This window comes from Xanthomonas sp. CFBP 8152 (assembly GCF_014199025.1).
In the GTDB taxonomy this organism is placed as follows: Bacteria; Pseudomonadota; Gammaproteobacteria; order Xanthomonadales; family Xanthomonadaceae; genus Xanthomonas; species Xanthomonas arboricola_B.
In genome coordinates this window covers 1-19,424 of sequence record NZ_JACHNO010000011.1, presented here as the reverse complement: position 1 = coordinate 19,424, position 19,424 = coordinate 1, and the positions used below count along the sequence as shown (strand labels likewise).

General features: G+C 56.0%; 12 protein-coding genes and 2 pseudogenes. 5 read left to right on the top strand and 9 right to left on the bottom strand.

The window, feature by feature from the left end:
- Positions 1–56: 56 nt before the first annotated feature.
- Both FHT09_RS19980 and FHT09_RS20500 read left to right on the top strand, forming a co-directional pair.
- A complete protein-coding gene (locus FHT09_RS19980; RefSeq protein ID WP_104607436.1) occupies positions 57–827 on the top strand; it encodes an abortive infection family protein in 771 nt (256 codons plus the stop codon).
- Positions 828–2,072: 1,245 nt separating this feature from the next.
- Positions 2,073–2,297 (top strand): hypothetical protein, encoded by a 225-nt coding sequence (locus FHT09_RS20500; RefSeq protein ID WP_258077297.1) that lies wholly within the window; start codon positions 2,073–2,075, stop codon positions 2,295–2,297.
- Here the strand turns inward: FHT09_RS20500 and FHT09_RS20495 are convergent.
- Positions 2,193–2,651: pseudogene (locus tag FHT09_RS20495) on the bottom strand (MobA/MobL family protein); the annotation flags it as partial. The gene FHT09_RS20500 and the pseudogene FHT09_RS20495 sit on opposite strands and share 105 nt — an antisense overlap.
- A 596-nt stretch (positions 2,652–3,247) precedes the next feature.
- On the opposite strand from FHT09_RS20495, the gene FHT09_RS19970 reads away from it, so the two are divergent.
- The 3 genes from FHT09_RS19970 (at position 3,248) to FHT09_RS19960 (ending at position 6,823) form a co-directional block, all read left to right on the top strand.
- Positions 3,248–5,062: a protein adenylyltransferase SelO family protein gene (locus FHT09_RS19970; protein ID WP_076038477.1), complete on the top strand. Its 1,815-nt coding sequence runs from the start codon at positions 3,248–3,250 to the stop codon at positions 5,060–5,062.
- Entirely contained in the window at positions 5,052–5,483 is a 432-nt protein-coding gene (locus FHT09_RS19965) for a toxin-activating lysine-acyltransferase (protein ID WP_043877773.1), read from the top strand. The genes FHT09_RS19970 and FHT09_RS19965 overlap by 11 nt, the downstream gene beginning before the upstream one ends.
- Before the next feature lie 62 nt (positions 5,484–5,545).
- Positions 5,546–6,823: an ABC transporter permease gene (locus tag FHT09_RS19960; protein ID WP_104607438.1), complete on the top strand. Its 1,278-nt coding sequence runs from the start codon at positions 5,546–5,548 to the stop codon at positions 6,821–6,823.
- Positions 6,824–6,973: 150 nt separating this feature from the next.
- Here the strand turns inward: FHT09_RS19960 and FHT09_RS19955 are convergent, their stop codons facing one another.
- The 8 genes and pseudogenes from FHT09_RS19955 to FHT09_RS19920 form a co-directional block, all read right to left on the bottom strand.
- On the bottom strand, positions 6,974–7,492 hold the full coding sequence (locus FHT09_RS19955; protein WP_080506215.1) for a hypothetical protein: 519 nt from the start codon (positions 7,490–7,492) through the stop codon (positions 6,974–6,976).
- 127 nt (positions 7,493–7,619) lie between these two features.
- Positions 7,620–8,210 carry a hypothetical protein gene (locus FHT09_RS19950; RefSeq protein ID WP_011269831.1) on the bottom strand — a complete coding sequence of 197 codons (591 nt, stop codon included), beginning with the start codon at positions 8,208–8,210 and terminating at the stop codon, positions 7,620–7,622.
- Positions 8,211–8,218: 8 nt separating this feature from the next.
- Positions 8,219–8,953, bottom strand: coding sequence for a hypothetical protein (locus FHT09_RS19945; protein WP_104607440.1), 735 nt, complete (start codon positions 8,951–8,953; stop codon positions 8,219–8,221).
- A 104-nt stretch (positions 8,954–9,057) separates the two neighbouring features.
- Positions 9,058–11,274, bottom strand: coding sequence for a peptidase domain-containing ABC transporter (locus FHT09_RS19940; protein ID WP_104607441.1), 2,217 nt, complete (start codon positions 11,272–11,274; stop codon positions 9,058–9,060).
- On the bottom strand, positions 11,271–12,569 hold the full coding sequence (locus FHT09_RS19935; protein ID WP_005924029.1) for an HlyD family efflux transporter periplasmic adaptor subunit: 1,299 nt from the start codon (positions 12,567–12,569) through the stop codon (positions 11,271–11,273). Before FHT09_RS19935 ends, FHT09_RS19940 begins: the two co-directional genes overlap by 4 nt.
- Before the next feature lie 235 nt (positions 12,570–12,804).
- Positions 12,805–16,599 (bottom strand): zeta toxin family protein, encoded by a 3,795-nt coding sequence (locus FHT09_RS19930; protein WP_146096591.1) that lies wholly within the window; start codon positions 16,597–16,599, stop codon positions 12,805–12,807.
- 536 nt (positions 16,600–17,135) lie between these two features.
- A pseudogene (locus FHT09_RS20390) lies at positions 17,136–17,315 on the bottom strand (hypothetical protein); the annotation flags it as partial.
- Between the two features lie 266 nt (positions 17,316–17,581).
- The gene (locus FHT09_RS19920) at positions 17,582–19,279 is read right to left on the bottom strand and encodes a type IV secretory system conjugative DNA transfer family protein (RefSeq protein WP_011269837.1); all 1,698 of its coding nucleotides are present in this window, start codon (positions 19,277–19,279) and stop codon (positions 17,582–17,584) included.
- Positions 19,280–19,424: the final 145 nt, after the last annotated feature.

The window sequence follows — 19,424 nt, the reverse complement described above, 5'->3', positions numbered from 1 at the left end:
GCTTTTGCCTATAATGCGCTCAATGTAACGCGTGTTCCAGCCGATCTGGGGGATCTGTGGGCGATTTGCGCGGTAGCGAGATTCACTGGGTGGTTCACAGCTACATTGGGGTGGAGGGCGGCTACCTGGGCGACTTCTCCTACAAGACACACCGAGAGTTCTACCCTGGCTTTTGTGATCTGGAGCTGGATCCAGATGCCTTCACCGGCAACACGACCAAGGAACGTTTTATTTCAATCCTGACAGGGGTCGAAGGACATCAACAAGCAGCGATCCTTCGCGGCATCGCTCGCAAGTATCCCCAAGGCAGTGAGCATCTTCGAACCCAACAGGCTTACCGCCGGCTGTTGGAATTGGCTACGCGCTGTGCTGACGGACTTTCGGTCCAAGACAGCAGCCCATCTATCACCAGCGATGTCTTGAAGCGCGCACTTGCTGATGCCAACACGCTCATCCAAAGCGCAGGACCGACCCATGCGGTGGACCGAATTCACACCGCACTTCATGCATACCTCAAAGCAGTTTGTTACGCGCAAGAAATTCAGGCCCAACCCGGCGCCACGATCACCAATTTATTCAAGCAGCTTCGGGCAGAGCATCCGGGTCTGCGCGACATGGGCAGTCAGCCCGAAACTATGGGCAAGCTGCTGACTTCACTGAGTAATGTCATCGACAGTCTCAATCCAGCTCGCAATCACGGAAGCTTGGCGCATCCAAACGAGACGTTGTTAGAAAACGATGAGGCAGTCCTCGTTATCAATGCTGCCAGAGCAATTTTCCAGTATTTGGATAAGAAGTTCGCTAAGGACCTATCTCGCCCCCAATGACGGGGTTCCTCAGCAACCACGAAGCCGAGATCTGCCTGTCAGTGTTGCCAATCTCATCCAGATGCATAAAGCGAAAGTCTTGGCCACGAAAAAGAGCCCCGCATGGGGGCTCCTGTGTCGCTGGCGTTGAAGCCTCAGTCTCGGCGCCGGGTGCCAACGGCTGGCGGCGTTGTTCCGATCACTTGGCGAGAACCTTCCGCGACGATCGTAGCTACCAGCCAAATGCCTAGGCGCACCATCAGTCTGCTGCGCAGTCAACGGTCAGAAATATCTGAGCCATCATAGACTTGGCTTCGGTGGCCGGAACTTCAACTCCCAATGCTCTGCCCCACCCTCGGCCTGCGGTGGAAGTGCATCCTCTCCAGATGCCTCAGGCGTCAGCACCTCAATCGGCTGCGGAGAGAAGTTCTTCTCCAAGGCCTCAGCCGTCTCCACCATCGCTTTTCGAGCCCGCTTGATCCGCCCCTGCTGGATCGCTTGGATGCGCGGGGAGACATGCCTCTTCATTCGCGCCAAGCGCCGCTGTGCTCTGGCCACCACTTTTGTATCGGGATCGTATTCTTGCTCATAGAGCTTGGCTTGCGCATCTAGCACGGCCATGCGCGCTTTGTAGGGTCGCACCAGCGTATGGGCATACTTGCTGATTGAGCGAGCAAGCATCTCGGTGTCTTCAAAGAGAAATGGCTTGGTGGCGTAGCTATCCACTCGCCGACAAACGAGTGTGGAGTGCGCTCGCTGGAACTCGGGTTCAATCTGGATACCCGGGATCTGCCGCAATACTTCGAGAGACTGCTGAGCCACCTCTCGCTGGGCTTCGAGCCAATCTTCGATCAACTGCGCCTGCGCATTGAGCAACTCAGCGTCTTGTCGGCCCGAGGAACGAGCCAAACGCGTCACGCGACTAAGATGTCGGGTCTGACCGCTGTAAGGCGTGTAGAGACCCGGGCGAGGCGCTGGCGCACGCGCCAAGCGCTCTTTGATCTGCCGCACCCGCTCTGCGCCTGACAATCGTGTCTGCCCAACCGCTGTGCATCCGTCCAATCCAGAAGTCTGTGCGTTGGCCCGATCCCGAAGTGCTGTCGCATGGCTATGAGACGGTGGCACCTCGTGCACGAGACCACCGCTTTTTTTCATGTGCTCAGCGACAAGCTTTGAAAGCGCCAGTGCTGCTTCTCGCCCACCTGCTCCTCTCACTTCTGCTGTGAACTTCGTTTTGCGAATCACCGCCACTTTGGCTTTGCCCAAGTGCTTGCCAGGCCGGCGCGTGAGTTCGCGGGCGCGTTCAAACTCTCCATTACGCGCGGCTTCGTGTGCTTGTGCTCGGAGACTGCGATGATCTACCCGAGCCGGGGCGCCCGCATTTTTCAAGTGCGCATTGATGACCATTGCAATGTCTTTGCGGATTTGCCGCAGCGCTCGTGTGCCGCCACCTTGTCGCGCATCAAACTCAGCGCAGGCGCGCTCCCCTAGTCCTCCCGGTCCGACTTGTCGCGCTGACATCAGCAAATGCACATGATGATTGCGCTGATCACCATATTTGCTTGGTGTGTGCACAGCGACCAATACGGCGACTTTGAACCGATTGACCAGCAATTGGCCAAGCGCTAAAGCGAGCGCTCTCCGTTGGTGTGGATCGAGTTGATGCGGAAGCGACACCTCGACTTCTCGGCAAACGCGTGCGTTCTTGCGCGTCTCGGCCGCTTCGTTCGCGTTCCAAAAATACTGCGCATCAAAGCACCACTCGGGCGCTCCTTTCGGCGCAAGCATCTGATGGAAATCGACACCGCCTCGGTGGGAATAATTGTGGCCAAGCCCTGTGCTCATATCGAGCAGATCAAACCCTGCGCGGTAAGCAGCTGCTGCGACCGAAGAGTCGCCATTGCCTCGGCTGAAAGACTTCATTGTTGCGTGATAAATCGCCATTTGTGAAACTCCTGTTTGTGGAGCACACAAAGAAGCGGCAGAACATCTGCCCGTCGAGAGAAAAGCGAACTCGACAGCACAGAGACCTCGGTCACGAGGTTTTGAAGTGGCTGTGTTGCCTAGCGAAGCATAGGGCAACGAGGTGGCGAAAGCCACCGCACCGACGCGCAGCGTTGGCGCACGGTTTCTGCAAAGCAGAAACCATAAGTGCGCTCTTGCTCTTTAATTTTTTTCTTTGAATTTTTTCGCCACAGTCGGATCAACCATGGCTCTTTTTAAATATAAATATTAGTTATACCAAAGAATGAATAAGACCTGTACGAATCTGATCACGCCTCACATCGTGTGTCGTTTTTACGCGGACTGTCCATGCAGAAGTGATGTCCCGTGGTCTCGGGAAATCCAAGCAGCAGCAGGACGAATTGCCGTCAGATTGGTAGCATCACCAACGCCGATCGAACGCTAAGTCACAACAGTTGCGGAAACAAGGAAGCGAAATGCCCAATGACCACTGGGACATGGATGACAAGAACGACCCCAACCTGTTGAGCCTTGCCAGCGTGAGCACCTCAATGCTCGTGCCCTTTCCAGTGGGAAGACTGCCGGATGCTTCTTTGCTCTGGCTCAATGAGCGCTGGTTTCACGACTTAGGCATGGCCATCCACGACGCGCCAACTCGGGCCCGCCTCTCAGCGTCCTTGCTTGAGCGCTTTGCCGTGACCTCTATCGAAGCCCACTGCGTTGCCGGCACCTTCGGCGGACAGACACTGGGCGCTGATCGCTATGGTGGGAGCGGTGGGGCGATCCACGGGGGGAGTGGCCGCTGTGGCTCCGATGGCATGCTCATCGCCAAAGGAACCGGCCCCACGCCATTGGTCTCCGAGGCCCATGATTGGTCACACTCCCATGGCTGTCTCTATCTTTACGACGCCATTCGCGAGGCAGTCGCCAGCGAGATCCTCAACGCAGAACTCCCACACGGGACAGTCCCCATCGTTGCCATCATCGATGCCGGCTTCTCCCTGGCGCGCACCGATGCCGACGAGCCGGAGCGGTGCGCCATTCTGATCAGGCCTGCTTTCCTGCGCTTGGCGCATTTCGAGCGCAGCCTGTATTTCGGGACATCAGGCAGTGCAAACAGCGATCAATTTCAAGATAGCCTGCGGGTCAAAGATGCCATCCACTTTGCCGACGAACACGCGCAGCTCGATGCGGGCAATCCCAATGGCCTAGGCGTTGACTTGTCTGAGCTCTACCTGCGCCTTGCCGAGCAGATTGCCGCAAGTCGCGCGCATCGCCTTTGGACCGGTCGCCCGACAAGCGACAACATCACATCGAACGCGCAGTTCCTGGATTTCGGCGGCTTCCGCGCAGTTCCCAGCTGGAAGCGTGGCACCGATGGGCATCGTCACTTCTTCGGCGATGAGATGCGTGATGTTCGCCACTCGCTTCCCTCGCTTGCCTACTTCTTCAAGAAGTATTCCCGCTTTGACAAGGCAATCGCCAACATCGATCAGTTGCTCATCCAGATCGAGCATCACATGGAAGCTGCGTTTCTCCATCACTGTGCAGAAGCGTGTGCTTTGCCTGAGTCAAGCCCAGAGGTGTTCCATTTCAAAGCGCTCATTGCGCACTACTACCGCGAGCAACAGCGCATTGACTATGCGCTCGATCAGCCCACAAAGCACGATGAGCGCCACGATTGGCTCTCCGACCACATCAGAGGCAAAGCAAGCTACGGGTCTCCTGTTGGCGAGGAGATCGCGGCGCTCCTGCGCGAACTTCCGAACGCACATCTCCATCTTTGTGCGGCCAACCGCTGGCTGAGACCACGACCGCGCCTTTCCTATCGCGTCTCCAAGCGCCGGGCGATCAAGCTGGTGCGGTCGATATTGGCCGATCGGTCGTCGGGACCCGAGCGGGTCTCGGCCTTTATCGCAACCGAGGTCGCGGTCTCACGCCGTGTCTGGAAAGGCTTACCACCACACTGGCTTGTCTTGGGCTACGCAAGCGATCACGTGTCCACCGCCTTGTATTTCTTTGATACGCATCGTATGGCCTATACAGCCCAGCTGGAGGGGCCACGCGTGCGTGGGGGAACACTGATCTTCGGTGCCGAAGTCGCAGATGAGACACTCGGCATCACCAATTCTGGCCATCGAACCGTCGCGCTTGTCGACTGCGAACCTAACAGCTACTTGGTAGGTCTAAGCTTGAACGGGCGTGCATCAATCCCTACCGCACTGCTCACCTTCCCGGACGCTGCCGTTGCAGCGCAGACATTTAACTCAACCACCACCCATGCAACCTAATGCCGTTGATGCGCAGGCGCTTGGCCTGGCAATGCAACTCCTGTTCAAGACTGACCGCAAGAAGTTCAGTATCGCAGCGGCTTATGTGTGGCTATGGCCTGCAATTCGCCTAGGCCAGCTCGTCACGATTGAAGACGAAGACGGGGTCTGGACCGGCTACGCCTTATGGGCTTATCTGACGCCTGAAACCGCCAGTCATTTGGTTCTGCAAGATCCGCCGTTCTTGCCAATTAGCGACTGGAACGAAGGTGATCAACTCTGGATCCTGGATTTCGTGGCTATGCCAGGGCATCACCGACGCCTGGCGAGAGCGCTCCGGCACCGCTTGCGCCCTCACTTCAAGCAAGCGCATCGCTTGGTGCGAGATAAGACGGGCGCTATGCTGGGAACCAAGACTCACAGACTTCGCAAAGATAGCTGAGGAAGACACGTCGCTTCCTTGATACGAATGGACGAACCGAAGCGACAAGGCAGTTGCAACCTATGCACGAAGTGACATCAAGGTCGACCAAGGCCTGGACTGGATTTTTGTTCCTGGGCTTCGGTTCTGGTTTGCCCTATCCGCTGATCGGCAGCACCTTAGGCTATTGGCTCAGCGAAAAGTCGCTTTCGATCGCAGTCATCGGTGCCTTGGCTTGGACCGCACTTCCCTACTCTCTCAAATTCCTATGGGCCCGCCATCTCGACCAACGTCGTGCGCCGGTCGTTAGAAGCACCATGTCGCACCGTCAAGGCTGGATTGTCTTGTCTTCGATCATGGTCGCCATCTCTCTCCTAGGCCTTGTCCTGAGCGTTGTCGCTGGCAGCCTTCCGCTGATTGCACTGAGCTGCATCGCAGCAGCCTTTGGCGGTGCGACCCTGGATGCCTCAGTCGATGCGTTCCGGATCGAACAAGAGGCAGTGCACCAGCAGCCAGCCAAGCTCCTCACTGCCTACCAATTTGGCTACCGCATTGCTCTACTGCTGAGCGACGGTCTGGTGTTCTTGCTCGCAGCGCGGCTGTCCTGGCAAGTTGCTTATGCACTTCTGCTTCCCCTGATGTTGGTGCCCATCTGCGGAACGCTCTTTCTGCGATCTCATCCCGATCGCGTCCTCACCCCAGGTCGCACGAGTGCGGAGAAGCAGGGGTCTCCGCTGATATCCCTTCGACCCTCCACGCTCCAAGGATGGATCGCAGTGGTCGTCTTCATCGGCTGCTATCGCCTACCGGACATTCTTCTGGGTCCCATGATCAATCCCTTCTTCTATGCCCTTGGCATTGGAAAGAATGTGGTCGGTTCCCTGCATATCTGGCTTGGTATCCCAGCAGCCTTCCTCGGAATTTTGGCTGCAGGCACAAGCTTGAAGCGCATGTCCTTGAGCACGACCATCCTTGTTGGCGCAGCTCTCCAAGCCCTTGCCCTCCTCGTTCTTGCATCGCTTTCGTCCCACGAGCAGTCTGCTGAACTGCTTTGGGCTAGCGTTATTCTTCAAAACCTTGCCAGTAGCTATACCGGCATAGCCCTGGTTGCTTACATGTCAAAGCTGGTCACGCTTGGACGCGCAGGTGAGCACTACGCTTGGCTAACCAGCTTTTACTCCATCTTCGGCAGGGTGCTCGCCGGCTTCTCAGGCCTAGCAGTGGCTTATCTCACCACGCTCCATGGACAAAGCCAAGGCTATGGCATGTTTTTCATTGGCATCTGCCTGACGTGCGTGCCTGCCCTCCTCGTCTACTCGCTCATCATTCAGAACAATTTGAGGAAGCGACCCGAGCCGTAGTGCAATTCCGCTACTGCCTCGCAATGATCATCTCGGCTGTTTACGAGAACATGTAACGCATAACCTCATTCATTTCACGCACCCCCTATAGGAAGTCCACCTTAGCGCTAGTCGATTAGACAACTAATTGGCTAGCGCCAGCGAACCTCATCAGTTTCGACTTCTCGTGAGACCAAGCAAGCACTCGCCCTTCGAACTCGCCTTTATATACACTGACGTTTCACCAAGATTGGTTTCATAGAAAATCTCCTTACTGGCGTCGGCCAGTGGCGCATGGGGATTGGGTGGCAAGACATACGAAGTAAGCGCAAACTTTTGCCTGATCTTAGATAGCTCATAGCAGCGCCCAGGCACCAGCTCCATATACATAAAACTCACTCCTTTATCGAGCTCAGGCGGAACCCTAAACTCAATAAAGGAGATCGCATACTGATCCCGCGTCTTGAACGCATTTGAGCGAAAAGCAATATTCAAAGATCGACTTGAACTCACCTGATGGAAATCACTGAGTCCAATTTCGCGAAATGTCTCATAATTTACTGGCTTATTAGGGTCATAGATTTTACCAATCACCTCATCCAAACTTAGTTCCGAATTTATATTTTCGGCGTGTGCACACACCGCCATCGCAATAACCATTACGCTTATAAAAGCCAATCTCCTACCCATTAGATTAACCATCCTGGCAACTAAACGCCAACAGAAGCTTCCGGCATTTTAAAAAACGGCGATCAAAGTCAAGACATCGGATTGTATCGGTCAACCGAAAATTGATTGACCGACGCAAGACTGAAGACTAGCTCCTTGTATTTTTGCCAGAAGCAGACGAGCTATCAGTCGAGTTCGTGGAAACGCTAAATCCAGAAATACAAGGCGAGGTAACATCCGTAGTCGACACATAAATTTTATACGGCCCTTTCGCCAAGGTCGCCGGCTGCGTCCAAGCTGCACCCTTTATCACGGATCGGGGTTCACGAATGCCTTCAATAAAGTCATACTTCTTCACTATATCGTCGTATTTTTCACAGCCCGGGACTTTTTTGTCAGCGTAAATGGCTGCCAACGCAGCTATTTTCCATACCTGAGATCCTGCGTCATTACGATGAGCCCCGAAGCTCAATGCAGTCACCTGAGATTTCGGGTCATCTAATGAGACCCGGTAGTGGCGACGAAGTGGCTCATCCCTTGTAATCTGGACCTTAGCCATATCAGTTCCAATCAGCTTCTCAACTTGAGGCTGCTCGACATCGACGCCAGAGCTGAACAACGATATTAGGTCGCTGATTTTTTTATCGGAGCTCAAAGCGCCCCCGAATGCCAATATCGGCATTAAAAATACAGCAACTAAAATTACTAATGAAAGAGGACCACTACGATACAATCTCATAATTTCACCTACTTTTTATTTGAATTGTAAACAGATTCGTAATATTGCTTCACAGTTTGCCCACCACCATGGTCTTGATTACCATACCACTCAGCTATTTTAGCGGTCGCCTGCTCCGTTGTTAGCGTGGTGCCAATTTGGTTATAGATATTACTCAGATCAGCTGGATATTGGGTGATGCTGGTTGCCTCAACCTGTTTAACAAAGTTCATCTCGAACATGACTGAGCCGGCCTCATTATTAAGCCATGCGCTGACATATTGTTCTTGGGTCGGCGCTGTCGTTCCGTAGTTCACAGTGTTATAGACATGATAAAGCTCGTGACTCAGCACAGTTGCAGCTTGAAGCGAGGTTCCTTTGAGGTCGTCATCTAGATAGATGTTACCTGCATCAACCTCGCCCTTCACCGTTCCGAGATCTTTAAACTCGACGTCCGCGCCGCCCGCAAGATATTTTGAAAGCAAGCTCTTCACTTCGTCGCTTTTATTCAGATACGCGTCTGCACCCGCACCGAGTCCGCTCACCAGAGGCGGCAAAGGCGTGGGCACACCGCCACCCCCGCCCGGAGGGGTTATCGGCCCTGGCTGCTCAACTGGCGGTGAAGGGGGAATAGTCGGAGGCGGACTCGGAGGTGGGTTCACAACAATTGGAGGAATTTCAGTGGGCGGCTCACTTGGATCGACGTCCGCAGCGGCTGCCGCACCTGCGACTAAGAACAGCTCTTCGTTTGTCAATTCTCTCATTACAGCGCTCCATCCTGTGCATTGACTTCAGACACGATCGTTTTACTCATTGAATACACCACTGCATTTTCCCTCCGAAAATATTTATTGAACGTTTCAACTTATCATTGCTGGTTAGATTTTTCGGTGGCATCCACATCAGCGCCGCCTTCAAAGGATCTAGGCTGCTCCTTGATCAAAGGTCTTAGATTTCCGCTCACGAAGAGATAGTGCATATCGCACATCCGAGAGATATTCTTGTCGTGCGTCACGACGACCGTGGTCGCGCCGATGCTCTTGATGTTCTTCATCAACTGGATGCCCATCTGCTCATCAACCCCAGTCGTAGGCTCATCCATCAGCAACAACTTGGTGCGCCTGTAAAAGGCTCTCGCCAAGAATATCCGTTGTTTTTGACCGCCTGACAGCGTGTTTCCCAAGTCGCCGACTCTGGTGTTGAAGCCCATTGGCATGCGCTGAATATCGTCGTGGATGCATGCCAATTTCGCAGCCTGCACGAGGCGTTCCTGGTCAATGTGCTCATCGAACATGGAGATGTTTTCCGACAACGTCCCGGACAACAGATTGTCTCCCTGCATGACGATGCTGACCTTGCTCCGGTAGCTCGACTTACCGACTTTGCGCAGATCCTCTCCATTGACCAAGAAGTCCCCAACTTGAAGATCTTCAAGCCCCGCCAGAACGCGGATGAGTGTGGTCTTACCCACGCCTGAGTTCCCGACAATTGCAATCACTTGGCCTGCCGGGGCCCTGAGCTGCAAAGCGCTCATGATCCACTTGTCCGTAGACGAGTAGCGGAAGTAGCCGTTGGCAATGGCAATAGCTGGCGCAGCATCCTCCAGCGCGCCGTTGCCATGCAGAAACGACTCAGGCTCGCTGTGCGTGATGTCTGAAATGCGCTCGGTGTGTAAGCGAAGCAGCCGGAGCTGCATCAAGTAGTCGGCCAGATTGATGCTGCGTTGGCTGAACTGGGTCGCGTAGATCAAAAAGACCGTCAGCACCCCGATCGTCATATCGCCACTGAGCACCAGCCGTGTGCCCTCCCAGATCACGAAAATGCGGCACAGGCCTTGGATGAGAAGCTGGACAGAATCGAACCCAATGCGGATACGCTCGGCCCCGATGGTCGCATTGGTCGCTTTCGCGCTGTAGTTCGTGAAGCGCGACGCCCAGAGCGCTGACTTGTTGAACAGCTTGATGGGCTGGATGCTTCGGACCGTTTCGTAGAGCAAGCTTTGCCGGCGTGCATCAATGTTGATCTGATCAAGGTTGGCTTCTTTGAGCTTGGCGTAGTAGGCGTAGCGCGAACCCACATAGGCAATGGTGAAAGCCAACAAGGCGAAGGCAAGCGGCGCGTCGTAGCTCATCAAGAGCAACAACATGAGGAAAGACATCACCCCATCGATGACCGCTTCCATCATCTTCGTCGTGAGTGACTGCTGGATGGAGTAGATCGACTGGAAGCGGCTTGAAATATCCCCGGTGTGCCGCTTTACGAAATACGACTGGGGTAGCGACACGAGGTGACGGAACAAGTTGCTGCTCCACCGTAAGCCAGTGGTCGAAGAGATCCACAGCAAGGTCCACTTCCTGGCAACGGTCAAGACGAGCTGGACCAGCAGCACGATCGAAAAGCCGATCGCCAATGTGGTGACCAGACCATCGTCCTTGACGCTGAGCACCTGATCCATGGTCAGTCTCAGATATTGCGGCGCAATCAGCGCACAGCCTTCCAAGAAGAGCGCCAAGATGCCCACACCCCAGAACGCGGGCACCAGGGACCGAAGCGAGCCTGCCAGATCGCGAAGCGACACCGATGGCACGCTCTTGATCTTCTTGAAGGCCGGACCCGGATGCGCCTCCAACGCAATGCCGCTAAAAAGCTCATCGAACTCATTGAGCTTGATTTTTTTGACGCCTGTTGCGGGATCGCTGATGTGAACATGCCCTCCCCTCACAGCCGTCAGCACGACAAAGTGCCCGTGGTGTAGGTGGACCATGCAAGGCAACGACAGCTTGGGCAGTTCGTAAAGCTCCAAGCGAAGCGGACGCGTCGTGAGTCCGTTGGCGTCAGCGATTTCAATCAGCGAGGCGAGCGTTGCCCCACTGGTCGACACCGTGAAGCGGTTGCGAAGCTCCCCGAGGCTCGTTTCATGGCCGTAGTAGGAGAGCAGCATCGCAATGCAGGCCAGGCCGCACTCACTCGACTCCGTCTGACGGATATGCGGCACACGGCGCTTCGAGGAGAACACCAGGCTTGGTTCAGCAGAGCGATCCGTCTCGGCATCGCCATTGGCTGATGGCGTCAAGACGTCCTTCATCGCTTTTCACCCGTCAAGCGTGATCCCATGGTTTGGAAGGGGTCAAACATCCACTCCCAGATCTTGCGGCCCTCCAAGATCAGTTCCGCGTCCACTTCCATCCCCGGCAGGAAGGACTTCGCTTCTTGGGCAACTCCAATGGTCTGGGAAGGCAAGGCGACTTTGGCGGTGTAAACCGGCTCAGTGGGCGACTGGCGACCATAGCGGCGCTCCAACTCACCGAGGGGACTCGTTTGCGTTGACAGCGATGCGATGCGCCCCTGGATGGCGCCATATTTTGCTTTCGGGAATGCGGCGATGTTGAGCAGCACCTCGGTGCCGACATTCACATGTCCGATGGCCCTGGAAGGAATAAGAATTTCAGCTTCGAACACCGACTCGCTTGGGGTGATGGACGCGATGATCGAGTCGGTGCCAATGCGCTGACCTTGGGATGCATAGATTGCTGCAACGGTGCCGCTCAAGGGTGAAGTAATGGTTTGCAGCCGGTCGGACTTGGCTCTGGCCACTTGATCTTCGATCGTGGACTTCTCACGCTCGATCTCACTCGCTTGTCTGCTGGCGGTTGTCTTTATCTCGGTGATTTCACCCAGCAATGCGGCACGCTGATTACGAAGTGTGGACTGCTGCGCGCGGGCATCCTGGATCTCCGCTTCTGCATCCAAGAGAGCATTTTCGTAGGTGAGGTAGGTGTATTTGGACACATACTTCTCAGCAAGCAGCGGCTCAATGGTCTTCAAGAGCTCTTTGTTCTTGGCGTATTTCTTTTCCAAGATTGAGATCTTGCGAGCGACTTCCTGCATCGCGCCGGTCGTTTCTTCGACTTGACGCGTCAGTTCCCGCTCGCGCTGGCCAGAAAAGTCATGCGTCTGTAATTGCTCCTTGGTCAGCTCTTCTGATCGGGTGAGCGCACGCTTGATCGTCTCATCGGACAAAGAGCGACCCGCTTCGTCGGTGATGTCGGCTGACAGCTCCGCAAGCACTTGGCCCTTCTTGACCAAGGCATTGGGCTTCAATGTCGTCGACAGGATGAGGCCAGGCGTTCCACTACGGATATCCACTCGCCCATGCGTCGAAATGATCTGGCCCGACACGTGCTCCCGCTTGGAGTAGGACGCGGTCAGAACAAACGTGGCCAGCAAGAGGAAAAGCGCACAGCCACAGCCAATCCAGATCCGGATGGACGAGGGAAACGCATCTTTTAAGTCGCCGAGTGTGGAAGTTGTCTCCGGCCCCTTTCGCTTACGAAAGAGCGGTTGTTCTGCGTCATCCGTCTGACCTGACTCGCTATCCATAGCACCTACACTTCGAGATCTACTGCACAACTTGCGTGAGTTGAGGCTACCCGCGCAGACATTAAAATTACATTTGCGTTTTGTTGATCTGGCGTTGGCATTGGCGCCAAACCTAAGTTCGCAAGCCCCACGCTATTGCTTTTTCAGCAACCAAGGCTTGCGTCAAGCGAAGGTGCGTTGCGCAAAGCGCAGCCACACATTGCTAGGTCGAAGCATGAATCCTACGCTCAATGCGTCAGCCACCGCCCCCATCGCCGCCAGACATCGCCTGCTGCTGAGAGTGGGCAGCAAGCGTCATGACGGGGCCTGTTGGGTTCTTGTCGATTTTTTCGCGCTCGCGCTGGAACTGCACCATCTCCTGCGCCCGTTGCTGATCCATTGCCTCTGTCTTCTGCAAGGTTTCATTGATGCCAGGCGATGGCGTGTTGAGCGAGGTTTCCGAGTGAAAGCCGGGCGTTTTGCCAAAGACAAAGGCGACATCATCTTGGATGATCACTTTGCGGAGTTCAGCCGCACGTTCGATCCCTGACTCTTTGACGGCATGCAATACCTCGGCCGTCTTCTCATCGGATGTGCCCCTGGGGAGCTGCGCCTGGATGGCAGAGAACAACGCGTAATCCCGATGATCAGAGGGAAACGCCTGCTGAGCGGCATCTTGGAAGGGCCTTGCTTGCTCGACCCGATCCTCATCGTGTTCGTGTGCGTTTGAGCGCGCAGTTGTCCCACCAAAACCTGGCGACGACGCATAGGCAGCGGGTTGGCGCTCGGGCAACACAATCTGCGCTGGCATTTCGCTTTGCGTTGGAATTGCCGGCGACGAGGCCTGCACCGCCTCTTGCTGCTCTGCCTGCAATGGAACAGCCGATGGCGCATCGTTCTGTCGCGTGCCTACTCGGGCTTGCTGCTCACCGCCCTGCTCCATCGCTGCATTGGCCGATGATGGCTCTATGGGTTTCAGAGCTTCTCGGCGCGCGTGTTGTGTCTGGGACAATGCAGCATCCAGGTCTGGGCCGGCAACGCCCGTTGCCGGCAACCCTTGGTCTTGCTGGAACTGCCTTACCGCATGTTCGGTCTCTGGACCATAGTGCCCGTCTTGCGGCACGGCCTGACCGTTCGGACCCCGGGCATCTATTTGCTGCAATCGATACTGCAAGAACTCGACCTCTTGCCCTCGGTCGCCCAGGCGCAGCCCTTCCACCTCACTTGATACCGGCGGCATTGCGGCAGCGGTCTGAGTAGGCGCTTGATCGGCAGATGTCGAAGCGGATGATGCCGATCCAGCGCTCGGCGCAGATGCGCTTGCCGAGGGTGGGTCTACCGCCTCTGCCTTAGGCTGGACTGCACCGGCTGTCGGGGGTGCGGCAACCTCAGGTGTTCGGGTTTCTTGAGGTTCGCGTTGTTGGACAGGTTCGGGCTTCGGCTCGGCAGGCTTGGCAACCTGGGACGGCTCTTCCCGCGTTTGGGCGTTGACGGGGGCAGGCATCACGACCGGAGCAGGTGTGCCGGCCTCTGCTACAGCAGGCTGCTCAGCAGCGCGTGCAACGTCTCTATCCCGCTGCGCATCAATGGCTGCCTGAGGCGCTCGGGTTTCGTCCACATGCGGGGCGGTAACAGCTGTCGCCGCAAAGCTTGCGACCTGTTGCGCTTCTTGCGTGGACACACCTTGCCGATTGGCCTCCCGCAACGCTTGCTCGTAAGCATCGCGTTCTTGTGGCGATTGCGCATCAATGCGCAGGTCTGGTGCACCGGCCGAAGGCGGCTGCTCCTGCCGAAGTGACTGCACCTCGCCGAGTGCCTGATGGATGTCGGCGGTGCTGGTGGTTGCCGCAACGCGCACAGCACCATCGGCGTCACGGCTCAGATGCTGGATGGGGCTGTCCACCGAATATTGACCGGTCGCATCACGCTCCAACGCCAAAGAGCTGGTCGCGGCATCAATCCCGTTTGCCTCACGGGTTTTTTGCACCGCAAGCTGGATCGCGCCTGCAGTCTGGGCATTGGGCGCAACGCCATAGGCGGCATAGGTCGCTTCGGTATTGGCCTGGTCTTGCTGCTGTGGCGTTGGCGTTTGCCTTGCAGGCATCTGTGCCAACGCCTGCGCGTGCTGGTCCAATGCCGGTTGCAAGCGTTCGCGCGTTGCGTTGAGTTCCAACGGGACATTGCCTTCGGCAGCAACGCCGTCATGGCGCCACTGACCTTGCGTATCGCGCTGATACTGCTTGCCGTCCGAGGCTTGCAACGAGTCCGGGTTCAAGGCTGTTTGCACGGCCGCTGGCACCGGGCCGAAGTCATCCCAGCCATTGCGCTGGTGGGCAGCCTGATAAGTCGCTGCAATCGCGGCTGGGCCACGGACGATGTTGGCGTCCACCACCTGGGCTGCTTGTTGATCCAACGCGGCACTGCGCTCGGGGCTTGCCGGATCAACCGTCCAGACGGGCCGATCGTTCCGATCGACTTCGTCGGCGACCATACGTGACCACTGGCCACTCACCGGATCGTGTCGCCAATCACGTGCGTAGAGATGCGCAGCATCTGCCTCACTGGATGGCTGCACATAAGGATTACTGGGTTGCACCTTGCCCAGCGCCTGCTCGGTCGCTTCGCTACTGGCGTGATAGTTCAGCTCGCGCGCCTTTTCGGGCAGCGCGAACATGCCCTGCTTCTGTGGCGTATCCACGCCATCGTCTTGCAAGTCGGCTTTTTCTTGGCGAAGCCACTGGCTGCCGTTGAACTCCCAGCTCACGCCCTGCTTATCGGTCTGTGTGTAAATCTGGCGGTTGTCCCACAAGGTCGCGGCCTTGTCGGCAGCGGCACTGAACAGATAGCCATCGGCAACTACCAACGCGACAGGGCCTGCACCGGTTGTGCCAACAACGGCAGCGGCAGCGGCGCCGCCCGCCCAGCCGCCCGCGCCTCGGGCAGCAAAGTGCAACGCTTCTGAGCGTGCAGCAGTGAGGTTGTCTTGTGCCAACAGCGTGCCAACACGCTCTCCGGTCTGCGACGCATCGTAGGCGGTCGCGGCAACACCCAAGCCCGCAAGCCCTGCTGTCATCCCGGCGCGACGCAGGCCTGGGATCTCCGGCTCCGGCACAGGCACGCGTGCAGGCGGAGCCCCTGGCCGCACGAGTTCATCAATAGTGGCGATGCCTTCCAGCCGGCTGTTCACGCCGTCACTGACGTGCAGCTCGGCGTGCTCAGCGAGCAATTTGGCTTGGAGAGCAGGATCGGATCTGGGGACTTCTTGCACGTGTTCCGGCAGATCACGGTGCCAATCGAATTGTTTTTGCCAAGCCTCTCGAAGATGCTCTGTGAAAGCCGGATCTCTAAGCCGCGCGTTGCGCGCTTCTTCCATCGCTTGGCCAGGCATGCGTGCATCGGTGCGACTGTCGTAAAGCTCGGTGCCCTCACGATTGAAGATGCGGATGGGCACGTTGTTGACTGCATGGATCGTGTCTAAACTACTCGGAATTCTGCTATAGATTGCATCACGCGCGCCCTCAGGCACATAACGACCATAGCCCTCCCTGTCGATATTCGCCGTAAATCGGCTGTCGACACCATGCTCGCTTTCTAGCTTAGGTGACGCAACGGCGCGGACCTCAACCTCATAACCATTGTCTTGAAGACCTTTAATGAGCGTCTTCGATGCCCATTCCCCATTTGCCAAGGTTGTATCGAAGATTATATTTTTCTTTGAAGAGGTAGCTTCCGCTAAAAGTTCATCGGCCCATTGACTTGCGTCGGAATGAGTCCGACTTGACCAAGAGAACGGATTTTCATGCCGAAACTCATCTATCCTTGGATGATATCTGCGAAGCTCGTCAGGATCGATCTTTATGGAATCACCATGCAAATCGCTGCTTGCCGCTCGCGCTAAACTGCCTTTACCAGCTCCAGGCTGGCCCGCCAGAATGATTGCCCTAGGACTTTCATAACTTGAGAGTCCCTCAAAATTCAGGTCAGCTAGAATTTGCTTCCTGAAAATATCTTCGTGCTGTCCCAGATCAAGCGGGTCTTGAATTCCGGTCATGACTGCCGATTTCCGCGTGCTTCAAAGTAGGCAAACATGTTGCTGCCTTTCCAGTTGTGACTGAACCCCGCAGGCCCAAGCTGCCTACGCTTTTTCTCGGCCGCCTCCAATTTTACCGGATCACCGTCCTCCTCAGCTTCCCTAAGCTCCCTGTTGACCTCACCCAAGATGGAATCCAAGCAATCTTCTAGGTTCCATATTGCAATTTCAAGAGGAGGAGTGACCAATGACGGACTATCCACCGACTCTTTGAGGGCCGATTTCAATCTATCCATATATTCAGGGTATTCCTGAAAAATTTTCTGCAACCCTTCGGGAACGGGAGGATATTCGTCAATCGAGCCAGATGAAGGAGAATTTTCCTGTGTCATTTGAACATCCTGATCGGTGCGCTGGCTTTGACCATTGGGATACTTCGAACTTGGGAAGCCAAAATAATCCATCAAGTTCTGCCCCTTCCATGCGCCCTTAGCGGCGCTGTGAAGCATAAGCAGATGCGTTGACCTCGCTAATGCGATTGCCTCTTGGTCAACTGTTTGCTCCGCAATGCGTAGCTTTTCGCGTGACTCGTCAATGAAAGTATCGATACAGCCCTCGATCGCCCAGATCGCAAACTCCAACGGAGGGGTGATCGGCGATGGCTTATCGACCGACTCTTGGAGGGCGCTTTCCAGCCGCGCGATGTGATCGGGGTAATCCTTGAAGCTTTCGCGCAAGCCTTGTGGCACTGGCGGTCGTTTGCCGACCGAATCAGGGGAAGAATCGTTGGTCTGAGTCATAAGAGCATCCTGATTGAGGCCTTGCATTGGACTTGGAAAATTGGGCTTACGCTTAGGTTTTTCTACGGATGCACTTGGTTGCAATGGCCCTAACTGCTGCACAGTGCGCGCATTGATTAATGCCAGGTCGCGCAGCAGCTGTTGACTGTGGCTGCCATCAGCCTTCAATCGACTTTGAGGCTTATTGGAAGGTGTGCTATCACTCATGCAAGCGCCATCTGTAAGGCTTCGATCTTCACCTTCGGCAACAAGCGTTTGGTGAAATACGCATCTTCGTAATACTTGATCTTCTCGCAAAGCACCGGGCTTGGGATGCCTTCATAGAGGAAGACTTCCTTGTCAAAGCCCATCGCCTTCAACTCTTGCGGCAGCATCAATGCGCGGCGCTGCTCGGTCTCAGAGTAGGACACGCTGCTTTGCTTGCCACTGGTGTGGGATTTGTTCTTCTTGCGCACCGTGGTGTAGCCGAGCATGTCCGAGTAGTCGTTGGCGTCTTGCTGCTCGCGTGGGGCATAGACAATTTGCAACGCATGGTTGGTGATGATGGTGCGCGAGACATCCTTGCCATAGGTCGCGTCCAGTTGCGCCATGCTCTGGATGATCGGCAGCAAGCGGATGTTGTAGCCGGCCATGTAGCTCACCGCGCTTGCGATGATGTCGACCCGGCCGATGGACGTGAACTCGTCCATCAACAGCAAGCACTGGTGCTTGAGCGCCGGGTTGTTCTGCGGCAGCTCTTTGGTGTTGAGGTTGATGAGCTGACTAAACAGCAGATTGATCAACAAGCGGCTTTCGGCCAGCTTGTTCGGCTGGATGCCGATGTAGATGCTCATCTTCTTCTTGCGCACATCAGTCAGCAGGAAGTCGTTGTCGCTGGTTGATGCATCCAGGATCGGGTTGATGAACTGGTTGAGCGGCTCTTTGAACGTGCCCATGATCGACGCGAAGGTCTCCTCGGCTTGCGAGAGCAAATTGTCGAACGCCGTCTTGGCGTCGCGGCCCAGGAACTCGCGCTGCGAGAGCTTTTTGAGGTAGCCCTTCAAGTCGCTCCCATCCCCAGACGACACGCGATAGAGCATCCCAAGGGTTGGGAACATCCAGGTCTCTTTCGGGTGCTTGCGCTTGATCTGATCGTCCAAGCTATCGAACAGATAGAGCGTAAACGCCATGAACGCGTTGCGCGCTTGGCTCACCCAGAACTTCTGGGCGTCGGAGCCATCTGGGTAGAGCATGGCCGCAACACTCATCAGATCCGACACGCGAAACGCCGGATCGGGCGAGATGTAGCTCAGTGGATTCCAACGGTGGGTGCGCCCGTCTTCGGCAAAGGGGTTGAACAAAAAGACCTCCTGGCCTTGGCTCTTGCGCCAGCCGGAAGTCAGATCGAAGTTTTCTTGCTTGATGTCCAGGACCACCACCGAGCCTTGGTAGTCGAGCAGATTGGGAATGACGATGCCCACGCCCTTACCCGAACGCGTGGGCGCGGCCAGGATCACAAACTGCTGACCGGGCAAGCGCACCAGCTTGCCGCCGTGCTTGCCGACCACGATGCCGGTTGGCGACGGTTTGAGCATGTCCTTCTTGGCCAGATCACTGCCCGAAGCAAAGCGCGCGTCGCCATGCAAGGCGGCCGCCTTCGGCTTGAACAGTGGGATCAGCAGTGCGAACCAAGCCAGCAGTGGCACACCAAAGCCGATGGCGCCGGCCAGCTTGATCTTGGGGGAATAGGGAGCGAACTGCGGGAGGTCGAGCGCTTTGACGTAAGACCAGTAGGTGTCGAAGCTGAGCGGCCCAGCCACCTTCAACAGCATCAGGATCAACTGACCGGAAAGGTAGACCCCTGCAATGAGGGCAAGAAGCAAGAGCACGGTGGCGACACTGAGCTTGGTCTTGCCGGTCATGACGCGCTGCCTTCCATCTGTGATCCCTGGCTTGTTTGAAAACGACCGTCCGTGTAATGACCCACCGGTTTCCGCTCAGGTCATGCGGTTAATGTAGCGGTGTAGGCTGCGTCCGGGGTCATCATCTTCAGCGCTTGATGTGGGC

Coding starts and splice junctions, on each gene's coding strand:
- FHT09_RS19970 (WP_076038477.1), top strand. CDS start 3,248: ATGCCCAATGACCACTGGGACATGGATGACAAGAACGACCCCAACCTG.
- FHT09_RS19965 (WP_043877773.1), top strand. CDS start 5,052: ATGCAACCTAATGCCGTTGATGCGCAGGCGCTTGGCCTGGCAATGCAA.
- FHT09_RS19960 (WP_104607438.1), top strand. CDS start 5,546: ATGCACGAAGTGACATCAAGGTCGACCAAGGCCTGGACTGGATTTTTG.
- FHT09_RS19955 (WP_080506215.1), bottom strand. CDS start 7,492: ATGGGTAGGAGATTGGCTTTTATAAGCGTAATGGTTATTGCGATGGCG.
- FHT09_RS19950 (WP_011269831.1), bottom strand. CDS start 8,210: ATGAGATTGTATCGTAGTGGTCCTCTTTCATTAGTAATTTTAGTTGCT.
- FHT09_RS19945 (WP_104607440.1), bottom strand. CDS start 8,953: ATGAGAGAATTGACAAACGAAGAGCTGTTCTTAGTCGCAGGTGCGGCA.
- FHT09_RS19940 (WP_104607441.1), bottom strand. CDS start 11,274: ATGAAGGACGTCTTGACGCCATCAGCCAATGGCGATGCCGAGACGGAT.
- FHT09_RS19935 (WP_005924029.1), bottom strand. CDS start 12,569: ATGGATAGCGAGTCAGGTCAGACGGATGACGCAGAACAACCGCTCTTT.
- FHT09_RS19930 (WP_146096591.1), bottom strand. CDS start 16,599: ATGACCGGAATTCAAGACCCGCTTGATCTGGGACAGCACGAAGATATT.
- FHT09_RS19920 (WP_011269837.1), bottom strand. CDS start 19,279: ATGACCGGCAAGACCAAGCTCAGTGTCGCCACCGTGCTCTTGCTTCTT.